Origin of the sequence: Castellaniella caeni NBRC 101664, assembly GCF_001592225.1 — a bacterium.
Taxonomy (GTDB): domain Bacteria; phylum Pseudomonadota; class Gammaproteobacteria; order Burkholderiales; family Burkholderiaceae_B; genus Castellaniella; species Castellaniella caeni.
Window position 1 is genome coordinate 24,561 of the sequence record NZ_BCWN01000017.1, and the last position, 20,451, is coordinate 45,011.

General features: G+C 63.7%; 24 protein-coding genes. 11 read left to right on the forward strand and 13 right to left on the reverse strand.

Annotated elements, in window-relative coordinates; genetic code table 11:
- Window positions 1-178 precede the first annotated feature (178 nt).
- The 9 genes from CCA01S_RS11015 to CCA01S_RS11055 all read right to left on the reverse strand — a co-directional run bounded on the left by CCA01S_RS11015 (window position 179) and on the right by CCA01S_RS11055 (window position 7,486).
- Window positions 179-604 carry a F0F1 ATP synthase subunit epsilon gene (locus CCA01S_RS11015; RefSeq protein ID WP_066458338.1) on the reverse strand — a complete coding sequence of 142 codons (426 nt, stop codon included), beginning with the start codon at window positions 602-604 and terminating at the stop codon, window positions 179-181.
- Window positions 605-613: 9 nt separating this feature from the next.
- Window positions 614-2,035: a F0F1 ATP synthase subunit beta gene (gene atpD / locus CCA01S_RS11020; protein ID WP_066458341.1), complete on the reverse strand. Its 1,422-nt coding sequence runs from the start codon at window positions 2,033-2,035 to the stop codon at window positions 614-616.
- A 45-nt stretch (window positions 2,036-2,080) separates the two neighbouring features.
- Window positions 2,081-2,980, reverse strand: coding sequence for a F0F1 ATP synthase subunit gamma (gene atpG, locus CCA01S_RS11025; protein WP_066458344.1), 900 nt, complete (start codon window positions 2,978-2,980; stop codon window positions 2,081-2,083).
- A gap of 52 nt (window positions 2,981-3,032) precedes the next feature.
- The gene (atpA, locus tag CCA01S_RS11030; protein WP_066458346.1) at window positions 3,033-4,574 is read right to left on the reverse strand and encodes a F0F1 ATP synthase subunit alpha; all 1,542 of its coding nucleotides are present in this window, start codon (window positions 4,572-4,574) and stop codon (window positions 3,033-3,035) included.
- Between the two features lie 36 nt (window positions 4,575-4,610).
- Window positions 4,611-5,150: a F0F1 ATP synthase subunit delta gene (locus CCA01S_RS11035; protein ID WP_066458348.1), complete on the reverse strand. Its 540-nt coding sequence runs from the start codon at window positions 5,148-5,150 to the stop codon at window positions 4,611-4,613.
- Between the two features lie 12 nt (window positions 5,151-5,162).
- Entirely contained in the window at window positions 5,163-5,633 is a 471-nt protein-coding gene (locus CCA01S_RS11040) for a F0F1 ATP synthase subunit B (protein WP_066458350.1), read from the reverse strand.
- A gap of 131 nt (window positions 5,634-5,764) precedes the next feature.
- A complete protein-coding gene (atpE, locus tag CCA01S_RS11045; protein ID WP_043684944.1) occupies window positions 5,765-6,007 on the reverse strand; it encodes a F0F1 ATP synthase subunit C in 243 nt (80 codons plus the stop codon).
- Between the two features lie 100 nt (window positions 6,008-6,107).
- Window positions 6,108-6,986, reverse strand: coding sequence for a F0F1 ATP synthase subunit A (gene atpB, locus CCA01S_RS11050; RefSeq protein WP_066458354.1), 879 nt, complete (start codon window positions 6,984-6,986; stop codon window positions 6,108-6,110).
- Between the two features lie 26 nt (window positions 6,987-7,012).
- A complete protein-coding gene (locus CCA01S_RS11055) occupies window positions 7,013-7,486 on the reverse strand; it encodes an ATP synthase subunit I (RefSeq protein ID WP_084386697.1) in 474 nt (157 codons plus the stop codon).
- A 383-nt stretch (window positions 7,487-7,869) separates the two neighbouring features.
- Here CCA01S_RS11055 and CCA01S_RS11060 point away from each other — a divergent pair, with 383 nt between their 5' ends.
- The 9 genes from CCA01S_RS11060 to CCA01S_RS15850 all read left to right on the forward strand — a co-directional run bounded on the left by CCA01S_RS11060 (window position 7,870) and on the right by CCA01S_RS15850 (window position 14,459).
- Entirely contained in the window at window positions 7,870-8,319 is a 450-nt protein-coding gene (locus tag CCA01S_RS11060) for a curli production assembly/transport protein CsgE (protein WP_157076531.1), read from the forward strand.
- The gene (locus CCA01S_RS11065; protein ID WP_157076532.1) at window positions 8,320-8,781 is read left to right on the forward strand and encodes a curli assembly protein CsgF; all 462 of its coding nucleotides are present in this window, start codon (window positions 8,320-8,322) and stop codon (window positions 8,779-8,781) included. It begins immediately after the preceding gene.
- Window positions 8,778-9,737: a CsgG/HfaB family protein gene (locus CCA01S_RS11070; RefSeq protein WP_084386698.1), complete on the forward strand. Its 960-nt coding sequence runs from the start codon at window positions 8,778-8,780 to the stop codon at window positions 9,735-9,737. Before CCA01S_RS11065 ends, CCA01S_RS11070 begins: the two co-directional genes overlap by 4 nt.
- Before the next feature lie 42 nt (window positions 9,738-9,779).
- Window positions 9,780-10,325: a hypothetical protein gene (locus CCA01S_RS11075; RefSeq protein WP_066458362.1), complete on the forward strand. Its 546-nt coding sequence runs from the start codon at window positions 9,780-9,782 to the stop codon at window positions 10,323-10,325.
- Between the two features lie 112 nt (window positions 10,326-10,437).
- Window positions 10,438-11,055 (forward strand): hypothetical protein, encoded by a 618-nt coding sequence (locus CCA01S_RS11080; protein ID WP_066458364.1) that lies wholly within the window; start codon window positions 10,438-10,440, stop codon window positions 11,053-11,055.
- Between the two features lie 81 nt (window positions 11,056-11,136).
- On the forward strand, window positions 11,137-11,454 hold the full coding sequence (gene csgH / locus CCA01S_RS11085; RefSeq protein ID WP_066458366.1) for a curli-like amyloid fiber formation chaperone CsgH: 318 nt from the start codon (window positions 11,137-11,139) through the stop codon (window positions 11,452-11,454).
- A 175-nt stretch (window positions 11,455-11,629) separates the two neighbouring features.
- Complete coding sequence (gene pgaC / locus CCA01S_RS11090) at window positions 11,630-12,964, forward strand: poly-beta-1,6-N-acetyl-D-glucosamine synthase (RefSeq protein WP_066458367.1); 1,335 nt, start codon at window positions 11,630-11,632, stop codon at window positions 12,962-12,964.
- Window positions 12,961-13,476, forward strand: coding sequence for a poly-beta-1,6-N-acetyl-D-glucosamine biosynthesis protein PgaD (gene pgaD / locus CCA01S_RS11095; RefSeq protein WP_066458369.1), 516 nt, complete (start codon window positions 12,961-12,963; stop codon window positions 13,474-13,476). The genes pgaC and pgaD overlap by 4 nt, the downstream gene beginning before the upstream one ends.
- Before the next feature lie 83 nt (window positions 13,477-13,559).
- Window positions 13,560-14,459 carry a response regulator transcription factor gene (locus CCA01S_RS15850; protein WP_066458374.1) on the forward strand — a complete coding sequence of 300 codons (900 nt, stop codon included), beginning with the start codon at window positions 13,560-13,562 and terminating at the stop codon, window positions 14,457-14,459.
- 13 nt (window positions 14,460-14,472) lie between these two features.
- Here the strand turns inward: CCA01S_RS15850 and CCA01S_RS11105 are convergent, their stop codons facing one another.
- The 3 genes from CCA01S_RS11105 to CCA01S_RS11115 form a co-directional block, all read right to left on the reverse strand.
- Window positions 14,473-15,195 (reverse strand): cellulose synthase operon protein YhjQ/BcsQ, encoded by a 723-nt coding sequence (locus CCA01S_RS11105; protein ID WP_066458377.1) that lies wholly within the window; start codon window positions 15,193-15,195, stop codon window positions 14,473-14,475.
- On the reverse strand, window positions 15,192-15,440 hold the full coding sequence (locus CCA01S_RS11110; protein WP_066458379.1) for a BcsR/BcsP family cellulose biosynthesis protein: 249 nt from the start codon (window positions 15,438-15,440) through the stop codon (window positions 15,192-15,194). Before CCA01S_RS11110 ends, CCA01S_RS11105 begins: the two co-directional genes overlap by 4 nt.
- Window positions 15,441-15,807: 367 nt before the next feature.
- On the reverse strand, window positions 15,808-16,584 hold the full coding sequence (locus CCA01S_RS11115) for an enoyl-CoA hydratase (protein WP_066458381.1): 777 nt from the start codon (window positions 16,582-16,584) through the stop codon (window positions 15,808-15,810).
- A gap of 25 nt (window positions 16,585-16,609) precedes the next feature.
- On the opposite strand from CCA01S_RS11115, the gene CCA01S_RS11120 reads away from it, so the two are divergent.
- Window positions 16,610-18,406, forward strand: a complete 1,797-nt coding sequence (locus CCA01S_RS11120; protein WP_084386700.1) for a M61 family metallopeptidase — start codon at window positions 16,610-16,612, stop codon at window positions 18,404-18,406.
- Window positions 18,407-18,427: 21 nt separating this feature from the next.
- Window positions 18,428-18,844: a dihydroneopterin aldolase gene (locus CCA01S_RS11125; protein ID WP_373278668.1), complete on the forward strand. Its 417-nt coding sequence runs from the start codon at window positions 18,428-18,430 to the stop codon at window positions 18,842-18,844.
- Window positions 18,845-18,860: 16 nt separating this feature from the next.
- Here CCA01S_RS11125 and CCA01S_RS11130 read toward each other — a convergent pair whose 3' ends face one another.
- Window positions 18,861-20,351 (reverse strand): ABC transporter substrate-binding protein, encoded by a 1,491-nt coding sequence (locus CCA01S_RS11130; RefSeq protein ID WP_232305080.1) that lies wholly within the window; start codon window positions 20,349-20,351, stop codon window positions 18,861-18,863.
- Window positions 20,352-20,451: the final 100 nt, after the last annotated feature.

Genomic DNA, 20,451 nt, shown 5'->3' on the forward strand with positions numbered 1-20,451 from the left:
GACCGCAGGGAGGGCCGCCGAATTGGACGCCCCAGCCCCCTTCATCACCTCCGCAGCGGATCAAGAACGCAATCTCCGCTGCAGATCAAGCGCTCCCCCCCGCAGGAGTGCGCCCCTATCGGGCGCACCTAAAAAAAAGGCGCCCCCTGCGGAGCGCCCTTTCTGTCACATAGAAAAATCAGTGTGACGTCCGTTTGTGGCTGAACTTGCGTGCCGCCGCGGCTTGCGCCGCCAGCATCGCGAGTTCGGCCTCGACCACGGCGAGGTCGGCCTTGTCTTTCGTGTTGCGCAAGGCTTCTTCGGCGCGCTCGCGCGCCTTGACCGCCTTGGCCTCGTCCAGATCCGCTGCGCGGATGGCGGTGTCGGACAACACTGTCACCGCGTGCGGCTGCACTTCGAGAATGCCGCCCGCCACGAAAATGTTTTCTTCCGAACCGTCTTCACGCTTGATTTTCAGCGTGCCCGGACGAATGCGTGAAATCAGCGGAGTATGCCCCGGCAGGATACCGAGGTCTCCCGATTCACCCGGCAAGGCGATGAACGTCGCCTCACCCGAGTAAATCGAAGCCTCCGCACTGACCACTTCGATGTGAAGAGTCGCCATGTGCAATCCTTATTGGATGGTTTTGGCCTTCTCGAAGGCCTCGTCGATGCCGCCCACCATGTAGAAGGCCTGCTCGGGCAGCGCGTCGCACTCGCCCTCGACAATCATCTTGAAACCACGCAAGGTTTCGGTGAGGGGCACGTATTTGCCGGGCGAGCCGGTGAACACTTCGGCCACGTGGAAGGGCTGTGACAGGAAGCGCTGGATCTTGCGCGCGCGGGCCACTGCCTGCTTGTCTTCCGGCGAGAGTTCGTCCATGCCCAGAATGGCGATGATGTCGCGCAGTTCTTTGTAGCGCTGCAGCGTTTGCTGGACGGCGCGGGCAATCTGATAGTGCTCTTCGCCCACGATCTGCGGATCGAGCTGACGGCTGGTGGAATCGAGCGGATCGACGGCGGGGTAGATACCCAGGGCGGCGATGTCACGCGACAGCACGACGGTGGAGTCCAGGTGCAGGAAGGTGGTGGCGGGCGACGGGTCGGTCAAGTCGTCGGCGGGCACGTACACGGCCTGGATCGACGTGATGGAGCCGGTCTTGGTGGACGTGATGCGCTCTTGCAGCTTGCCCATTTCTTCGGCCAGCGTCGGCTGATAGCCCACGGCCGACGGCATGCGGCCCAGCAGTGCGGATACTTCGGTCCCGGCCAGGGTATAGCGGTAGATGTTGTCCACGAAAAACAGCACGTCGCGGCCTTCGTCGCGGAAGGATTCCGCCATCGTCAGGCCGGACAGGGCCACGCGCAGACGGTTTCCGGGGGGCTCGTTCATCTGGCCAAACACCATGGCCACTTTGGATTCGGCCAGGTTGTCGAGCTTGATGACGCCCGCGTCGGACATTTCGTGGTAGAAGTCGTTGCCCTCACGGGTACGCTCGCCCACGCCGGCGAACACCGACAGACCGCTGTGGGCCTTGGCGATGTTGTTGATGAGTTCGAGCATGTTGACGGTCTTGCCCACGCCGGCGCCGCCGAACAGACCCACCTTGCCGCCCTTGGCGAACGGGCAGACCAGGTCGATCACCTTGATGCCGGTTTCGAGCAGCTCGACGGACGGGGAGAGTTCGTCGAATTTGGGGGCGTGCTGGTGGATGGCACGCTTTTCCGTGGCCTGGATGTCGCCGCGCTCGTCGATGGGACGGCCCAGCACGTCCATGATGCGGCCCAGGGTGCCCTGGCCGACCGGCACCGAGATCGGTGCGCCGGTGCCCGCCACGGCCATGCCGCGGCGCAGGCCGTCGGACGAACCCATGGCAATGGTACGCACCACGCCGTCGCCCAGCTGCTGCTGGACTTCGAACGTCAGACCCTTTTCAGCGAAGTCGGAAGACTCGTCAACCAGGTGAAGGGCGTCGTAAATGTTGGGGATGCTGTCGCGAGGAAACTGAATGTCCACCACTGCGCCAATGCACTGAACGATGGTACCGTTACTCATGTTTAGTCCTATAAATATCTCTGGGTTTGCCGGAGCTTGCGTCGATCAGACTGCGGCAGCGCCGCCCACGATTTCCGAAATTTCCTTGGTGATGGCTGCCTGACGGGTCTTGTTGTAGACCAGTTGCAGATCGCCAATGACTTTCTTGGCGTTGTCAGAAGCCGCCTTCATGGCCACCATCCGCGCCGACTGCTCGCTGGCCATGTTTTCCGCCACAGCCTGGTACACCAGGCCTTCGACGTAGCGCATCAGCAGCTCGTCGATGACCGCCTGCGAGTCGGGCTCGTAGAGGTAATCCCAGCCGTACTGCGTCTCGAGCGTGTCGTCTTCCTGGGCACCCGCCTGGAAGGGGTCTTCGAGGCCGGAGGGCAGCGGCAGCAAGCGGATGAAGCTGGGGTCTTGCTTCATGGTGTTCACGAAGCGGCTGGTTGCCAGGTATACCGCATCGACCTTGCCATTGACGAAGTCATCGATCTGCGCCTTGATGGCGCCGATGAGGCGTTCGAGGTTGGGCGCATCGCCCAGCTGCACCTCGGACGAGACGACGTTGACACCCACGCGGTTGAGCAGCCCCAGGCCCTTGGAGCCCAGCGCCGTGGCCTGCACCCGGATGCCCTGGTGCTCGAATTCCTTGATCTGCGCCAAGACCAGGCGCGAGATGTTGGTATTCAGGCCGCCGCACAGGCCTTTGTCGGTGGTGACCAGAACCACGCCCACCGCCGAGAGCTTGGCGCGCTCGACCATGTAGGGGTGCGTGTAGTCCGGGTTCGCCTGCATCAGGTGTGCAGCAATCGCGCGAACCTTGGTGGCGTAGGGGCGGCCCGCCCGCATGCGATCTTGCGCCTTGCGCATTTTCGATGCGGCGACCATCTCCATCGCCTTGGTGATCTTGCGCGTGTTTTGCACGCTCTTGATCTTGGTTCTAATTTCCTTGATTCCGGCCATTGAACTATTCCCTTGGGCTGACCGGGACGCCTAACGGCACCCCGGCTGCAACTTAAAACGTGCCGTGCTTCTTGAACTCTTGGATGGCGGCGCCCAGCGCGGCGTCGTCTTCCTTGGACAGTTCTTTCACGTCTTCGATGCGCTGGATCAGGGCTTCGTGCTTGGCCTTGAGGTGGTCTTTCAGGGCCTTTTCGAACTTCAGCACCTGGGCCACTTCGAGGTCGTCGAGGTAGCCGTTGTTCACCGCGTACAGGGCCACGGCGAGTTCCCAGACCTGCTGCGGCTGGTACTGCGGCTGCTTGAGCAGTTCAACCACGCGCTTGCCGCGTTCGAGCTGGCGACGGGTAGCGTCGTCGAGGTCGGAGGCAAACTGAGCGAAAGCGGCCAGTTCGCGGTACTGAGCCAAGTCGGTACGGATACCGCCCGAGAGCTTCTTGACGACCTTGGTCTGGGCCGAACCGCCCACGCGCGACACCGAGATACCGGCGTTGATGGCGGGACGGATACCGGCGTTGAACAGGTCGGTTTCAAGGAAGATCTGGCCGTCGGTAATGGAGATGACGTTGGTCGGCACGAAGGCGGAGACGTCGCCCGCCTGGGTTTCGATGATCGGCAGCGCGGTGAGCGAGCCGGTCTTGCCCTTGACTTCACCCTTGGTGAACTGTTCGACGTAGTGCGCATTGACGCGCGCGGCGCGTTCGAGCAGGCGCGAGTGCAGGTAGAACACGTCGCCAGGGTAGGCTTCACGCCCGGGAGGACGGCGCAGCAGCAGCGACACCTGGCGATAGGCCCAGGCCTGCTTGGTGAGGTCGTCGTAGACGATGAGGGCGTCTTCGCCGCGGTCGCGGAAGTATTCGCCCATCGTGCAGCCCGAGTAGGCAGCCAGGTACTGCATGGCGGCCGATTCGGACGCGGCGGCGGCCACGACGATGGTGTATTCCATGGCGCCGTGCTCTTCGAGCTTGCGCACCACGTTGTTGATGGTGGACGCCTTCTGGCCAATGGCGACGTACACGCAGGTGACGCCCTTGCCCTTCTGGTTGATGATGGTGTCCACGGCCACGGCGGTCTTGCCGGTCTGGCGGTCACCGATGATCAGCTCGCGCTGGCCACGGCCGATAGGCACCATGGAGTCGATGGCCTTCTGGCCGGTCTGCATCGGCTGCGACACCGACTGACGCGCAATCACGCCCGGCGCGACTTTCTCGATGACGTCGGTCTGCTTGGCGTTGATGGGGCCCTTGCCGTCGATGGGGTTACCCAGCGCATCGACCACGCGGCCTTTGAGCTCGGGGCCGACCGGCACGGCCAGAATGCGGCCCGTAGTCTTGACGGAGTCGCCTTCGGACACGCCGATGTAGTCACCCAGCACCACGGCGCCGACGGAGTCGCGCTCGAGGTTGAGGGCCAGGCCGAAGCGGTTGTTGGGGAATTCGAGCATTTCGCCCTGCATCACGTCGGACAGGCCGTGGATGCGGGTAATACCGTCGGTCACGGACACCACCGTACCCTGGGTACGGACGTCGGTGGACGCGCCCATGCCTTCAATGCGGCTCTTCAGCAGTTCGCTGATCTCGGACGGGTTAAGTTGCATGGTAAGACTCCTGGAATCCTAGTGTGTGGCGCGCCATCATGCGGCCAGCGTGTCGCGCAGGGTAGCCAGCCGGGCCTGCACGGAAGTGTCGAGCACATGATCGCCCACGGCGACGCGCACCCCGCCGATCAGTTCCGGGTCAACCGTCACTTGCGACTTCAGTTTGAGGCCGAACTTGCGCTCCAGACTTTGCAGCAAGCCAGCCACCTGGGCGTCATCCAGCGGAAAGGCGCTGGTGATCTGCGCCAGCGCCGTGCCTTCGAGCTGATTGCGCAGCAGTTCGAATTGCTCGGCGATCTGCGGCATGACCTGGATGCGGCCGTTTTCCACGACCAGCGCAAGCAGGTTGGCCGCCTGCTCGGGCAGGGCCTGCGGCACCAGGCTGGTGAGCAGCTGGATACGCTGTGCGTCGTTCAGACGCGGATCGCCCATGGATTCGAGCACGTCGGGCAGGCTCGACACCTGGGCCAGCAGCGACAGAATGTCGGACCATGTCTGCAGCCCCTGCGCGTCATCGCGCACGGCTTCAAACAGGGCCTCGGCATAGGGTCGTGCGATAGTAGACAGTTCAGCCATCACGCGTCCTGATCAGAGTTGCGCCTTGAGCTGATCGAGCAGATCAGCGTGCGCCTTGGCATCGACCTCACGGCGCAGGATTTGTTCGGCACCCTTGACGGCCAGCACGGCCACTTCGGCACGCAGGCTTTCGCGAGCGCGCTGGGCTTCTTGCGCAGCGTCCTGGCGAGCCTGTGCAACGATGCGGGCCTTTTCGGCCTCGGCTTCACGACGGGCTTCGTCGATGAGAGCCGCGGCCTGCTTTTCAGCTTCGGCCAGACGCGCGTGGTTTTCCGTCTTGGAGGCAGCTTCGATCAAACTGACACGGGCCTGAGCCTGGGCCAGATCGGCCTTGCCCTTTTCGGCGGCAGCCAGACCGTCGGCGATTTTCTGGCGACGATCATCGATTGCCTTCGTCATGGGCGGCCAGATGAATTTCATCGTAAACCAGCCCAGAACGAAAAACACGATCATCTGGAAAAAGAGAGTCGCGTTTAAATTCACGGTCGTTTCCCTAATTTACCCACTCGTGCCTTGCAGCAAACCTGCAAGGCACCAAACCTGGCCTGCCCCGGCGCGCGGCGCGCCCGGACAAGCCCCTGGCCCACCCCGGTGGAGCAGGCCTCGCGCCGCGATCAGCCCACGAAGGGGTTGGCGAAGGCGAACAGCATGGCCAGACCCACACCGATCAGGAAGGCGGCGTCGATCAGGCCGACCAGCAGGAACATCTTGGTTTGCAGGGTGTTCATCAGCTCGGGTTGACGAGCGGAGGCTTCGAGGTACTTGCCACCCATCATGCCAATACCGATACAAGCGCCGATGGCGCCCAGACCGATGATCAGACCGCAAGCGAGAGCAACGAATGCAACGTTGGTCATAACAACTCCTTGGTAAGTAAACGTTGTTTAGTCAGAAAATCAAAAACCAGAATGAGGGCAAGCCCTGCCAACCCGCCCGGTGAATGCCGGGCGGATCATCTTAGTGGCCTTCGTGTGCTAGCCCGATGTACACCAGGGTCAGCATCATGAAGATGTACGCCTGCAGCAGCACGATCAGGATATGGAAGATCGCCCACGCCGAGCCGGCCAGCACGTGCCCGAAAGCGAGACTGACGCTGGTTGCATCAAACCCGGCCCAGGCACCCCCCAGCAAGGCGATCAGCATGAACAGCAGTTCGCCCGCATACATATTGCCGAATAGCCGCATGCCCAGAGAGACGGTCTTGGCGACGTATTCGATGAGATTCAGCAGCAGATTGAACGGCGCCAGCACGATGGCACCGATGCCGTGCGCGTGGAACGGCGCGGTGAAAAGCTCTTTGACGAAGCCGCCGGTGTGCTTGATCTTGATGCCGTAGTACAGCGTCAGCAGCAGCACGCCCAGCGACATGCCCATGGGCACGTTGAGGTCGGCGGTGGGCAGGATGCGCTGGTAGTACAGCGGATCGGAGTGGTGCGCGCCCAGGCCCGTCATGCGGAAAATCCAGCCCAGCAGATCGACCGGGATGAGGTCGAGGGCGTTCATGAGCGTGATCCAGAGGAACACGGTCAGCGCCAGCGGCGCGGCGTACAGACGCGATTTTTCGTTGGGAACGATGTTCTTGGCTTCTTCCTGCACCATGCCCACGAGCATTTCCACCGACATCTGGAAACGTCCGGGGACGTCGGTGGTGGCGCGGCGCGCGGCGCGCCACAGGAAATAGATGACAATGAGCCCCATCAGGATGGACCAGAACAGCGAGTCGTAGTTGACGACACTGAAGTTCGCAATGATGTCCTGTTTATGCCCGAGGTTGTTCATGTGCACCAGGTGGTGCTGAATGTATTCGGACTGAGGCGTCGTTACTACATCGCTCATCGGTAAGCCCTTCAAACGTAATCAAATCATGGCAGGCGGCGCAAGGCCAGCAACACCACATACCCCTTCATGACGCCCAACAGGCCCAGCAGGAAGGCCGGCCACACCAGCCAGCCCGACCAGCGCCACGCCACCAGAACCACGACCCCCGCCACTGCCAGCAGCTTGAGGGCCTCGCCCCAGAAAAAGGCGAGTGATCCGGGGCGTTTGGGCCCGAAATACCCCAACAGCAGCCGCAAGGCAAACAAAGTGTTGGGTACAAAATAGGCCGCCGCCCCTATGAAGGCGGAAGCCCCAGCGTCTTTTCCAGCAACCCCCCAAGCGCCCAGAACAACCAGCAAGGCCATGAAAGCCTGTGCCGCCAGCGCCCAAAACAGGCCGACCCGCGAACGTCTGGCGATAGCCGCGCGATCCGCATCGCTCAGCACCAGCCTGTCTGTCGCCTGCGGCGCAGAGGCATCCGACCCATTATTTGAATTGGACGTGGCCTGATCAACCATGCAAGCAACCGTTCACTACCCGTCTTACAGATACGCACACCGTTTGTATCTGTGCCGATCACCGTAAGACCGCAGTCAAACTCGTAAATTATAGCAATTTCGACAGAAGCCTTGGCCTCTGACCCGAAAGGCGCACCATTTTAACCTAGTTCGGCCAGGATTGCTTAGGGTTGTCCCCAGGGCCTGGCCAGACCGGCGCTTTGCCTACCCTGTTTGGCCGATCAGACGCACCTTTTCGGCTGATCGGCGTAGTTTGTCCATCCTATGGGTAAGGGCATTGCCCGCACGTACCATCCTCTCTACGCCATACAGCTCGATACGTTCGGAAAGATTTTTGTCTCCGTTCGAGTCCAACCCGGCGTCGAGGTTCAAGGGAGCATGCCGTGCGGCATTCAAGGTTCAGCGTCAGCATCATTGCACTCGTCCTGTCAGGCGGGATGGCGGCTGCGCAAGAGCCCGAGGCCCCCAAGGCACCCCCGCCCCTGGATCAGGGCCAGATCGACAGTGACCCGCTGCAGGGGCTGATCCTCAGCCGGACGATGACCGTCCTGGGCTGGGATTTCTACAAGAACTTCGCCGAAGTCTGGCAAGCGCTCTACCCCGACTCGCGCGACACGATAACGGTGATCGAGCGCCCCACGGCGCAGTTCGGCAGCGAAATCTGGATCAACTACCTGAACCAGGCCGTGTTTCACACATTTCTGTCGCCCGCCCGTTCGCGGGCGCGGGAAGAAAGCAAGAACGCCGTCGAGGCCGTCCACAACAACATCGAAGCCATCAATATCCAGCGCCGGTATGCACAGGATGCCGACCTGGGGCCCGAGGAGATGTAAATGCGCTTACATATCGCCAGATTTCATTCAGGCAATGCGCCGCTCAGGGCATTGCTGGCCGCCGTGGCCACCGGGCCGCTGATGCTGGGCGGCGCCTCGGCCGGGCAACTGACCTACACGCCGGTGAACCCGTCGTTTGGCGGCAGCCCGCTCAATGGCTCGTACATGCTGCAAAGCGCCCAGGCGCAGAAGCGCTATCCGATGCCAATGGACGATTATGACCTCGGCAACGGCAACGTCAAGGTTCTTAATGCCGGGAACTACCCGGTCATTCAGGTGGGCAGCCAAGTCTACATCTATGATGCGGCAAATGGCGGCTGGGTTCTGTTCGATCCCAACACAGTCGGAGGCGCAGGCACCACCGGTTTGAAGAGCAGCGCGCTGGCGACTGAATCCAGATCCCTTCTGGGAGGCGCACCTGCCCAGACCGATGGCAAGCTCGACAGCGGGGTGGTGCAATGAGCGCGCCCAGCATCCCCGATTCGGCACCGACGAGGCAATGGTCGCGGCTTTGCCTGGCGATGGCGGCTTCGCTGACACTATCGGCTTGCGCCCTGCAACGCCCCGCCAATGTCTCCAACGAGGCAAAGCTGACGCCACCCACACCATCGACGGTCGATCTGCTGCAACTGCCTCCACCGCAAAAGAAGATCGTGGCCGCCGTCTACGGTTTTCGCGACGAAACGGGCCAATACAAACCTTCGCCTGACAGTTCATTTTCAACTGCGGTCACACAAGGCGCCGCCTCGATGCTGATGAAGGCCCTGAAGGACTCCGGCTGGTACATCCCGGTGGAACGCGAGGGGCTGCAATCGTTGCTGACTGAGCGACGCGTGCTGCGCGCCGTGGATGAACACCTCAAAAACGGCACCCCGCAAAACACCACGGTGCCCAACCTGCTGCCCGCCAGCATCATCCTGGAAGGCGGCATCGTGGCCTACGACAGCAACGTGCGCACTGGCGGCCTGGGCGCGCAGTTTCTGGGCATCGGACTCTCAACCCAGTACAGCGTGGATCAGGTGACCGTGAACCTGCGCGCCGTGGACGTGAACACCGGAGCCATCCTGAACAGCGTCTCGACCACCAAGACCATTTTTTCGCACGAAATCCATCCCAGCTATTTCCGCTTCGTCAATTACTACGACCTGCTGGAGATCGAGGGGGGCTACACGCACAACGAACCGGCCCAGCTGGCCGTGAAAGAAGCCATCGATGCCGCTGTCATGCACCTGACCGTGCAAGGCATCAAGGACAACCAATGGCGCTTGCGCAACCCATCAGACTGGAACAGCCCGCTGATACAGCGTTATCTGGATGCTGAGAAGGAATACACCGTCACCGTCACCCCGCGTCAGCCCGCCGCGCCAGAACACCCCCCTGCGGCCAGCCCACAAGGCACATCAAGTGCCACGCCCTAGGGCAAACCAGGGCAACGTACGGGAGATACAGGAGGACTCATCATGATCCATCACACATTTTCAGCGACCCGCCTGGGCGGCCGCTCCAGGCGGGTCGGCAGCCTGCTGGCCGCGCTCTTGCTGACCCCCTTGGTTGGCTACTGCGCCACCCCCGATCTGGCCTCGTTTTCCGAACTGCCGCCCGCCGAGCTGAGCTCGTCCCTGCAAGCCCGCAGCACACAAACCGGGGCACTGAACACCAGCGATATCCAGCAGACCGGCTCGCGCAGCCAGGGTTCGGTGCATCAGGCAGGCATAGGGAACAGCGCCAGCATCTCTCAAGGCGGCGTGGCCAATCAAGCCAGCGTCGTTCAACTGGGCCTCGGCAACCAGGCGGACATCGCCCAATATGGCAGTGGCAATTACGCCGAGGCCAACCAGTTTGGCACGGGCAACCAGGCCACCATCGACCAATACACCAGCAACGCCTACGCCAGCGTGAACCAGGCAGGCAACTTCAACCAGGCCACCGTCAAGCAGACACGACCAGGATTCGCCTTCCCGGTCATCCAGATTGGCGACCACCTGAAGATCACTGTCTATCGCTGAGGTGGCACGACATCCACCAGCCGTCCACTCTTTCCCATACAAAGCCCGGTAACAAGGCCGCTGGGTGGCGTATTTTTTGTACAGGTCTTGATGCCCTTAGAGGAGTCACACCATGAAGATTCAACTTTGCGCACTCGCGTCTGGTCTTGCCCTGGCGTTTGCAGGTACTGCCAGCTTCGCGGCAACCGACGGGACAACCGTCCAGGAAGGCTTCGGCAACGACGCAACCATCACGCAAGCTTACAACGCGAACACAAGCGCACTCATCGACCAACTGGGTGCAATCAACCAAGCGACGACGTCGCAGAATGCCAACCTGGGCTCAAAGGCCAAGACGTATCAACGTGGCTTTAACAACAACGCCGACACCACGCAGCGATACACGGTGAGTGCATACTCGGAAATCGTGCAGCATGGCGGTTTCAACCAGGCTGACGTCGCACAAAGCAACGGCTACGACCAGTACTCGAAGGTCTACCAGAAAGGAGTCGGCAACTCGGTGGACGTGAGCCAGAGCTGGAACAGCAATGCCGATTCCGATATCGTGCAGCACGGCTGGTTCAATACGGCCAGCGTTACCCAGACGTCGGGCCGCCACCAAGACGCCGAGGTATACCAAGGCGGTATCGCCAACAGTGCGACGATCATGCAGACGGGCTCGTACCTGAACGCCTCGGCCAGCCAGAAGGGCTTCATGAACACCAGCAACATCACCCAGACCGGCTGGTAAGTGGCTGCGGCCCCCTAAAGCCCCCCGGGAGCGACGTGGTCGCCCCCGGGCAGTTTCCGACAGTATCAACCGGAGATCGCAATGATGACAGCCGACATCAACCTACAAGTCTGGCTAGACATCATCCCCGGCACCCAGCCCAGCGTGGTGGTTCCGTACGTCAAAAGCCCCACATCAGGCATCGTGCAGTATCAGCTAAACGCCACGAAGAAAGGACTCAGTGGTACGTCCAGCATCAGCCAGAGCGGCGGCGTCAGGGTGCAGGCCGACCACCCGACCGCTTTGACACGCTTTTCCATGTCGCTGGGCGCGCAGGATCAATGCAAGATCGAGCTGACCTTGTTTGCCAACGGCCACGAGACAGGCACATACCAATTCGACTGCCCCAGACCCCGGTAGCGCAGGGGCAGGCATCTGCAAAAGAGGCACTGCATGCCTCATTTTTATACACAGCCGACGTTACGTTTTGCGCAACCTTGGCATATTTCGAGCAGCCCGGTGCAATATTTGCCCGGCCGACGCCGGTGAACCGCCCGCAAAATCATGCATCCATTTCGCAAAGGGAGAACGCACGATGACCAGCCGCCCACTCGCCGGGGCCTGTCTCTGCCTGAGCATCGGCGCCCCTCTCGGCATCGCTGCCGTCTGGTCGGCGGACGCTCTCCTGGGCTTCGCGTTTTTCTACCCCTTGCTGATTGCGGTCGTATCGATACTGGGCGGCCTGTATTACTGGTTTCACTGGGAGCGGCACTGGGCCTGGGGGCTGGACGTGCAGCCGCCCGAACTCAAGGGCAACCCATTGATCACGATCCTGATCCCCTGCCACAACCAGGCCGAACAGGGGCCGGACACGGTGCTGTCGGCCCTTGACCAGCACTACCTGAACATCGAGGTCATCGCCATCGACGACGGTTCGACCGACGGCACCGGACGCCGACTCGATGCGCTGGCGGCCGTGCACGAACGGCTGCGCGTGGTTCACCTGGACAGGCATCAGGGCAAGGCCATGGCCCTGCGCATGGGCGCACTGGCAGCGCGCAGCGACTATCTGGTGTGCATCGACGGCGATGCGCTGCTGGATCGCAACGCGGCCTCGTTTCTGGTGGCGCCGCTGCTGGCGTGCCCGCGGGTCGGGGCCGTGACGGGCAATCCACGCATCCGCACGCGCTCGACCCTGATCGGACGCATCCAGGTGGGCGAATGCGCGTCCATCGCCGGCCTCATCAAGCGTACGCAGCGGGTATACGGCCAGGTGTTCACCGTCTCGGGCGTGGTGTCCGCCTTTCGCCGCAGCGCACTCGACCGGGTCGGCTACTGGAGCCTGGACACGGTGGCCGAGGACATCGACATCAGCTGGAAACTGCAGCGCGACCACTGGTCGATCTTTTACGAACCCCGCGCCCTGTGCTGGATTCCGATGCCCGAGACGATCCGCGGCCTGTGGCGGCAACGTTTGCGCCGAGCCCAGGGCGGGGCCGAAGTCTTTCTGAGCAACGTACCCGCCATCTGGTCGTGGCGCTACCGGCGCCTGTGGCCCATGGTGCTGGAATACGGCGTGTCCTCGGTCTGGGCCTTCGCGCTGCTGCTGGCCGTCGTCCTTTGGACGATCGGGCTGTTCACGGCGCTGCCCAGCCGCCTCCACATCGACACGCCGCTGCCCCCGGCATTCACCGGCATGGTGCTGGTCATGGCCTGCCTGCTGCAATTCGCCCTGAGCATCTTCATCGACCAGCGCTACGAGCACGGCCTGGCGCGTTCGCTCTACTGGGCCGTCTGGTATCCCCTGGCCTATTGGGTCGTGCACTTGCTGACCACCCTGTGCAGTTTTCCCGCCGTCCTGCTCAAACGATGCCGCCCGAGGGCGCGCCGGGAAAGCCCGGATCGCGGCATCAAGGCACCCACGTCATGATCATCATCAAGACCGCGCGCTCGCGTCTGCGGATGGCGCTCGAAGGCTTGCTGACAGCCCTGGTCTGGGGCGCCTGCCTGTCCCTGTTCAGCGTCGGCATCCGCTCGATCGCACCAGGCACGCTACGCGGCCTGGCAGGCCCCCTGGCCGCGCGCCTGCCGCCGGGCCTGCACACATTGCTGCTCTACGCCCTGGTGGCTCTGGGCGTCGGCGTCCTGCTGTTTTCCTGGGCGAGCTACAACGCGTTGCGCTATGGCGGGCTGGATCGCCGCAAATCGGCATCAACCCTTACGCGGCAGGCGCTGGCGCAGCGCTTCGGCATCGATGCGGGCCAGCTGGACGCCTTGCGCGACAGCCAGATCGTGCACATTCTTCATGACGAGACAGGAAATATCCTGCAACTGCGGGCAAATGACGAAAATTCAAACACAGCAGACCACAACAGGCTTTCGCCGTCCCGATGCGGCGTTTACGATACACATGGAAATCATATAAGTCATTTTTCACAATGATTATTTCCATAAACTGATGACATAGTGAACAATTCTGTTTCATACAAGTTCTGTTTCATACAGGCTTTAAGGAGGTTCCATCAATGGTGACAGTCACCGTGGTAGAGCCCAATGCGCTGCTTCGCTTGGGTATCCTGAATCTTCTGGAGACGCTCGACTGTGAGACGATCACAGTCGGCGTGGACTACGTACAGCTCTTTCAGGGCGCGCAGCGGCATCTGGCGGGCACCGATCTCCTGCTGCTGTCCGTGCCGGACGCCTACGAACGCATGATCGAACTGCTTGCCGCCGCCCAGCAGCACTACGAACCGCGGCGCATCCTGTTCCTCTCGGACACGCACGTCCTGCCCTACTCGCTGCTCAAGCTGCCCGCTACCCTGGCGGGATACGTCTGCAAACACGCCTCGCAAGACGTGCTCAAGACCTCGGTCATGCTGGTGCTGGCGGGCGGCAAGTGCTTTCCCGCCCCGGAAACCCTGCAACTGAAAGAGACGGAACCCGGGATCGCGGGCGACGGCCGCGCGCTCAAGCGGCGCTGGTACGAGAAAGACACTACCTTGCCGGACACGCGCGATGCGCTACAGCAGCCCGACAACCTGCTGCAGCTGCGCCCCACGGGGCACGCACAGGCGCCCACCCCGGCCCACGCGCCGCGCCCCCCGCTGGCACAGGCCAAGGGCGCGGCACCCGAAGCCTCTCCCCTGAGCCCCAGGGCCACGGCCCTGGAAGCCGAGCTGCTGGGCTTGACGCCCCGGCAATACGAAGTGCTGGCCCTGATGGCCAAGGGCTACCCGCTGAAAAAAATCAGCCGCGAACTCAATATTTCGGTGGCCACCGCCAAGACCCACACCGAGGCGCTCTACCAGCGGCTGTCGGTCAACAACCGCAACGCCGCGGTCTATGCCGCCATCTCACGCGGGGCCACCCTGGGTTGGGCCGGGTCCGCCGTCGAGGCCGCCGGTTCGCCGCACATCAGTGCCTAGTGTGCTGTTCGGCTCACACGGGCTCGGGAAACGTGGCCAGGCACCACTGGGCAATCGCGGCGGCGGCCTGGCTGGCCACCGCGGCGGGCCGATACTGCGTCACCGGCATCTTGTGAGCCAAGGCCTCGTGCACGCTTTCGTCCAGTGCCACCGCCTGTGGCACCACCTGCGCCCCATAGCGAAACCGCCAGTCGAGCACGACGTCGCACGCCAGCTGCCGGGCGCTGTCCAGGCCGTTGACGAGCACGTGCGTGGTCTGCTCCAGGCCGATCTGGGCGAGCAAGACATGCGCGGCAATGTCGGGGTGGACGACCAGTACGTCCAGCGTGCTGCGAAAGCGCAGGGCAGGCGCCAGGCGATTGGGATATGGCGGACAGTCGAACAGCACCCAGTCGTAATCCGCCCCCAGGTCGGGCGCCACCTGCAACCAGAAATCATCTCCCCGCAGCAAGTGGGACACGCCGGAATCTTCGATGGCCTTGCGCCCGAAGGGCGCCAGCGTGAGGCCCGGGCGAATCTCGCAAGCCTGCTGGCGCCACTCGGCGGCAAAGGCGGAAGACACCCAGCCACGGCCATCGCGGTGGGGAATGTCGAAGTGCAGCCGCAGCAGGTCGGCGGCATTGAGATCCACCAACAGCACCCGTTGGCCCCGGGCATGCAGGGCATCCCCCAGCATGCCCGCCACGGTCGTGGTGCCGCCCCCACCCCGCACGCCAGTCAAGGTCACCAGATTCATGGCAAGGCCCGGCTGGCGGCTTCGACCGCCGCTTGCGCCCGCTGCCGCTCCTGCAGTACCCGATCCATCTCCGCCAACAGCGGCCAGCGATCCAGCGCATCCTGCAGCGCCTGGCGGGCGGCGGCATCCAGGCCACCCGCCGCCGACGCCCCCGGCGGGACGGGCAGCGACGTGACACGTCCGGATTGATTCTGGTCGTCCTGCGGGTCGTCACCCGGAGGCTGGGAAACCGTCGGGTGTGCCATGAATGGGCTCCTTGGTGGCCTGAGACGGCGCCTGGCTGTCGCCGGAGCCCCCACTTGGCACGCAGGCAACGGCCATGCGCCCAGGCCCCATGACTCTTGCTGATCGAACATCTCACCATCCCCGTAACAGCGCCAGAGTTTTCACAACATTCTGTGTCTGGAAACGATAAGGGTTTCTGTAAAAATCGGTGAGGGATAGATGGCTGACCAGCCGTTTGGCCTAAGATCAGCTGTCGGGATGAACCCCGCCGCCGCGAGGCGCGGCGGGCGTGCCAGGATAGCCGCCAGAGGGGCCAGGCACGGCGCGATGGCGGCATCCGGGGCGGCCGCGAGACGGCCCGCAAGTGGGCCGCCCCGGCTTGGGTGCTCAGCGGTGCTTGAAATCGGGCTTGCGCTTTTCCACGAAGGCCTTCATGCCTTCTTTCTGGTCTTCGGTGGCAAACAGCGCGTGGAAATTGCGCCGCTCGAAGAGCAGCGATTCGTCCAGTGTGGCCTCGAAAGCGCGGTTGACGCACTCTTTGGCCATCATCACGGCAGGCAGCGACATGGCGGCGATGACCGTGGCGGCCTCGATGGCTTCGTCCAGCAGTTTTTCGACCGGCACGATGCGGGCCACCAGCCCAGCGCGCTCGGCTTCATGCACGTCCATCATGCGGCCCGTCAGGACGAGGTCCATGGCCTTGGCCTTGCCGACGGCGCGCGGCAGGCGCTGCGTGCCGCCGTAGCCGGGGATGACCCCGAGCTTGATTTCCGGCTGGCCGAACTTGGCGTTTTCGGCGGCGATGATGAAGTCGCACAGCATGGCGAGTTCGCAGCCGCCCCCCAGGGCATAGCCCGAGACGGCGGCGATGATGGGCTTGCGCGCGCGGCGCAGCGCATCCCAGTTGCCGCCCAGGTAATCCGCCTTGTAGACGTCCATGTACGACCAGTCGGCCATGGCACCGATGTCGGCCCCGGCGGCAAAGGCCTTCTCGCTGCCCGTGAGCACCAGGGCGCCGATGTTGTCGTCGGCCTCGAAGGCGCGGATGGCCGCCGAGAGTTCGTCGATGACGGCATTGCTGAGTGCATTGAGAACCTGGGGCCGATTGAGGGTCAGCAGGCCCACGCGTCCACGAACTTCGACTTTTACCAGTGCTTCGCTCATAGTGTCTCCAAAGTAAAATGCCAGGATGAAAACTGAACTGATCCGCTACCGGGTGCAGCTGGCCGACCCGGCGGGCCACCGCTATCGCGTCCGGCTGACGATTCCGCACCCCGCCCCCGAAGGGCAGGCGCTGCGCTTGCCGGCCTGGATACCCGGCAGCTATCTGATCCGTGATTTTGCCCGACAGATCGAAACTCTGCAGGCCAGCGACGCACAAGGGCCGCTGGCCTGCCACAAGACCGACAGCCATACCTGGCAATGCGCGCCCGCCCATGGGCCGCTCACCCTCGACTACACCGTCTACGCTTGGGATCTTTCCGTGCGTGGCGCGCACTTCGACGACAGCCATGCCTTCTTCAATGGCTGCAGCCTGTTTCTGGCGGTTCTGGGGCAAGAAGACCGGGCCTGCCTGCTCGAACTGTGCGCCCCCGCACACACGCGCCACTGGCACGTCTACACCAGCCTGCCGCCCGCCACCGGCCACGTCGGCTGCGCGCCGCTGCGCGGCTTTGGCTGCTATCTGGCACCCGACTACGACGCGCTCATCGACCACCCGGTCGAAATCGGCACACCGCAGCACATCAGCTTCGTGGCGCACGGGGCGGTGCACGACCTGGTCTTCACCGGGGTGGCGCCGCAGCTCGACCTCGAACGGCTGGCGGCGGACGCGCAGAAAATCTGCGCCGCGCAAATCGCGCTCTTCGAGCCCGACACCTGCCGCGCGCCCTTTCTGGACAGCGCCTCGCGCTACGTGTTTCTCGTCACGATCACGGGCGACGGCTACGGCGGACTCGAACACCGCGCCTCGACGGCCCTGATGGCCAGCCGCGCGGTGCTGCCCATGCGCGGCTGCGCGGCCCCCAAAGAATACGACACGTTTCTCGGGCTCGTCAGCCACGAATACTTCCACACCTGGAACGTCAAGCGCATCAAACCCGCAGCCTTTGCGCCGTACGACCTCAGCCAGCCCAATCACACCGGACTGCTCTGGGTCTTCGAGGGCTTCACCTCGTACTACGACGATCTCATGCTCGTGCGCGCGGGCGTCATCGACGAGGCCGCCTACTTCAAGCTGCTGGCACGCACGCTCGATCAGGTCATGCGCGGCCCGGGGCGCGGCAAGCAGTCGGTGGCCGAAAGCTCGTTCGACGCCTGGACTCGCTACTACAAACAGGACGAAAATTCGCCCAACGCGCTGGTGAGCTACTACACCAAGGGCGCGCTGGTGGCGCTGGGGCTCGACCTCGAAATCCGCCACCACAGTGGCCAGACCCGCAGCCTGGACGACGTCATGCGGCTGCTCTGGGCGCGCTTCGGGCGTGATTTCTTCCAGGGCAAACCCGTGGGGCTGGCCGAAGACGCGCTGCCCGCGCTCATCCACGAAGCCACGGGGGTGGACACCGAAGACTTCATCCGCCGCTACGCGCTGGGCCGAGAAGACGTCCCCCTGCAGGCGCTGCTGGCGCGCACGGGCATCACGCTGGCAGGCGCCCCCGAACACCCGCGCCCCAGCCTCGACATCCGCACCCGGGCCGACGCCGGGGGGCTGCGCATCGCCACCGTCTACGAACACGGCCCCGCGCACCTGGCGGGGCTGTCGGCGGGCGATCTGCTGATCGCGCTCGACGGCCTGCGCGTCACCGACGCCGCCAGCCTCGACCAGCTGCTCGACGCCCACCAGGCGGGCGACACGGTCGTGCTGCACGCCTTCCGGCGCGACGAACTGCGCCAGTACAGCGCCGCGCTGGGGCCTGCGAGGCCGATCAAGCACACGCTCGCGCGCCTGCCTGGCGGGCACGACGCGCAGCCCGTCACCCCCTGACCCATCACCAACCCACACAACATGCACCCAGCCCACGTTCAGCCCACGTCCGCCAGCCTCCCGGGCCTGCCAGCCACTCGCCGCATCATCCTGGACGACCTGCGGGTCTCGGCCTCGATCGGCATGCTCGACCACGAACGCCAGGCGCGCCAGGCCCTGCGCATCCACGCCGAATTCGACACCGACGCCTCGCGCCGCGTGGACGACCACGACATCGGGACGGTGCTCGATTACCGCCTGCTGCGCGCCGCCCTGATTGAAGAAGCCACCCAGGCACATACCGACCTGCTGGAAACCCTGGTCGATCGCACGCTGGCGCGCATCCTGCGCGATTTCCCCACGGTGCTGCACGCACGCATCCGCATCTGCAAACCGCAAGCCTTCGAAGATTGCGCCGCCGTCTGCATCGAACAGGCGCGCAGCCAGCCACCCGCCTAGTGTGCCCGGCCGCTGACTACACCCAGTACATGGCCCCGACATCGTGGGTGAAAAGGGGCAGGTTCATGGGCACCCCCTTGAGGCCCTTGCGCGTCACCGAACCGATCTGGGGCGTGAAAATCCAGGCGCTGGCGGCATCGTCGGCCAGCTTGCGCTGAATCTGGCGGAACAGGCGGTGCTGCTCGCGCGGGTTGCCGCTGATGGCATGGTTGACCACCAGCGCCCGAAACTCGGCGCTGTCGTAGCCGAAGTAGTAATCGGGGCGGGCGTAGATGGCGTAATCCAGTGGTTCGACGTGCAGGATGAGCGACAAGTCGAAGTGGCCGCGAAAGACCTGCGCCATCCAGGCTTCCCATGACATGGGCACCAGGCGCGCCTGCACGCCCACGGCCCGCAGGTAGCGGACCACGACTGGCCCGCCCCTGAGCGCGTAAGGCGTGGGCGGCAGGGCCAGATCCAGCGTCAGTGGAGCGCGCACGCCGGCCTCGCGCAGCAGGCTGCGGGCCTGGGCCGGATCGTACGGGTTCACCGCGGTGAGATTGATGAAATCGGACTCGCTGGGTGCAAAGTGGCTGCCGATCGCAACACCGTAGCGGTGCTGCACCTCGCGGATGAAGGCCTCGCGATCGATGGCCATCGTCAGGGCGCGGCGCACCCGGGCGTCGTTCAGGGGCGGCCGACGGTGGTTGATGGCCACCAGGCCCTTGCCCGACGAGCTGCCCAGCAGCACCTCGTAGTCGCTCAGGTTCATCACGCCGTCCAGGCTGCCGCTGGCCGCCGCGAACAGGGCGTCGAGCTCGCCCGCGTGGATGGCGCGGATCTGCTCGGCGGGGTTGGAGATGAAGTGAAAGCTGGCCGCCGGGATGGCAGCGGCGTTGGCATCGCGAAACTCGCTCCAGCGGACGAGTTCGATTTCGCCGTCAGCCCCCCGGCGAACGAAGCGGTAGGGGCCGGTGCCAATGGGATGGCGCACCGCCTGGCCCGCGGTTTCGGGGTGCAAAATGGCCGCCGGGGGTTCGCCCAGGCGAAACGTCAGGAAGGGGTCGGCGTGCCGCAAGGTGATCTCGACCGTCTGCGCGTCCAGCGCGCGGACGGCCGCCATGTTCTGCCAGGTTTCCACCAGCTTGTTGGCGGTGCCCAGCGCCTGGGCCCGCAACAGGCTGGACGCCACCACGGCGGCATCCAGCCGCGAACCATCGTGAAACAGCACCCCGGGGCGCACGCTGAAGCGGTAGCGCAGGCGGTCGTCGGAGATATCCCAGTGGCTGGCCAGGCAGGGAACGACCTGGCTGTCTTCCAGCACTTTGGTGAGCCCCTCGAAAATATTGCAATGCACCACTTCGCCGATGGCCGCCGCGGGCGCGCGCGTCGGATCGAGGCTGTCGGGCCGCAGGGACAGGCCGATGGTCACGGCCTGATACTGGCTGCGAGCCCGCGCCGACCTGGGCACGCTGGCGGTGGCGGCCCACACCCAGGGAAAGGAAATCATCGCACGACGAGAAATCACCGGAAAACCCCTGGCAAAACAAACGTGACAAGTACTTACACAGTAAGATGCTCACATTATCACCGACGCATGACACCACGGCGCAGTACGCCATGAATGC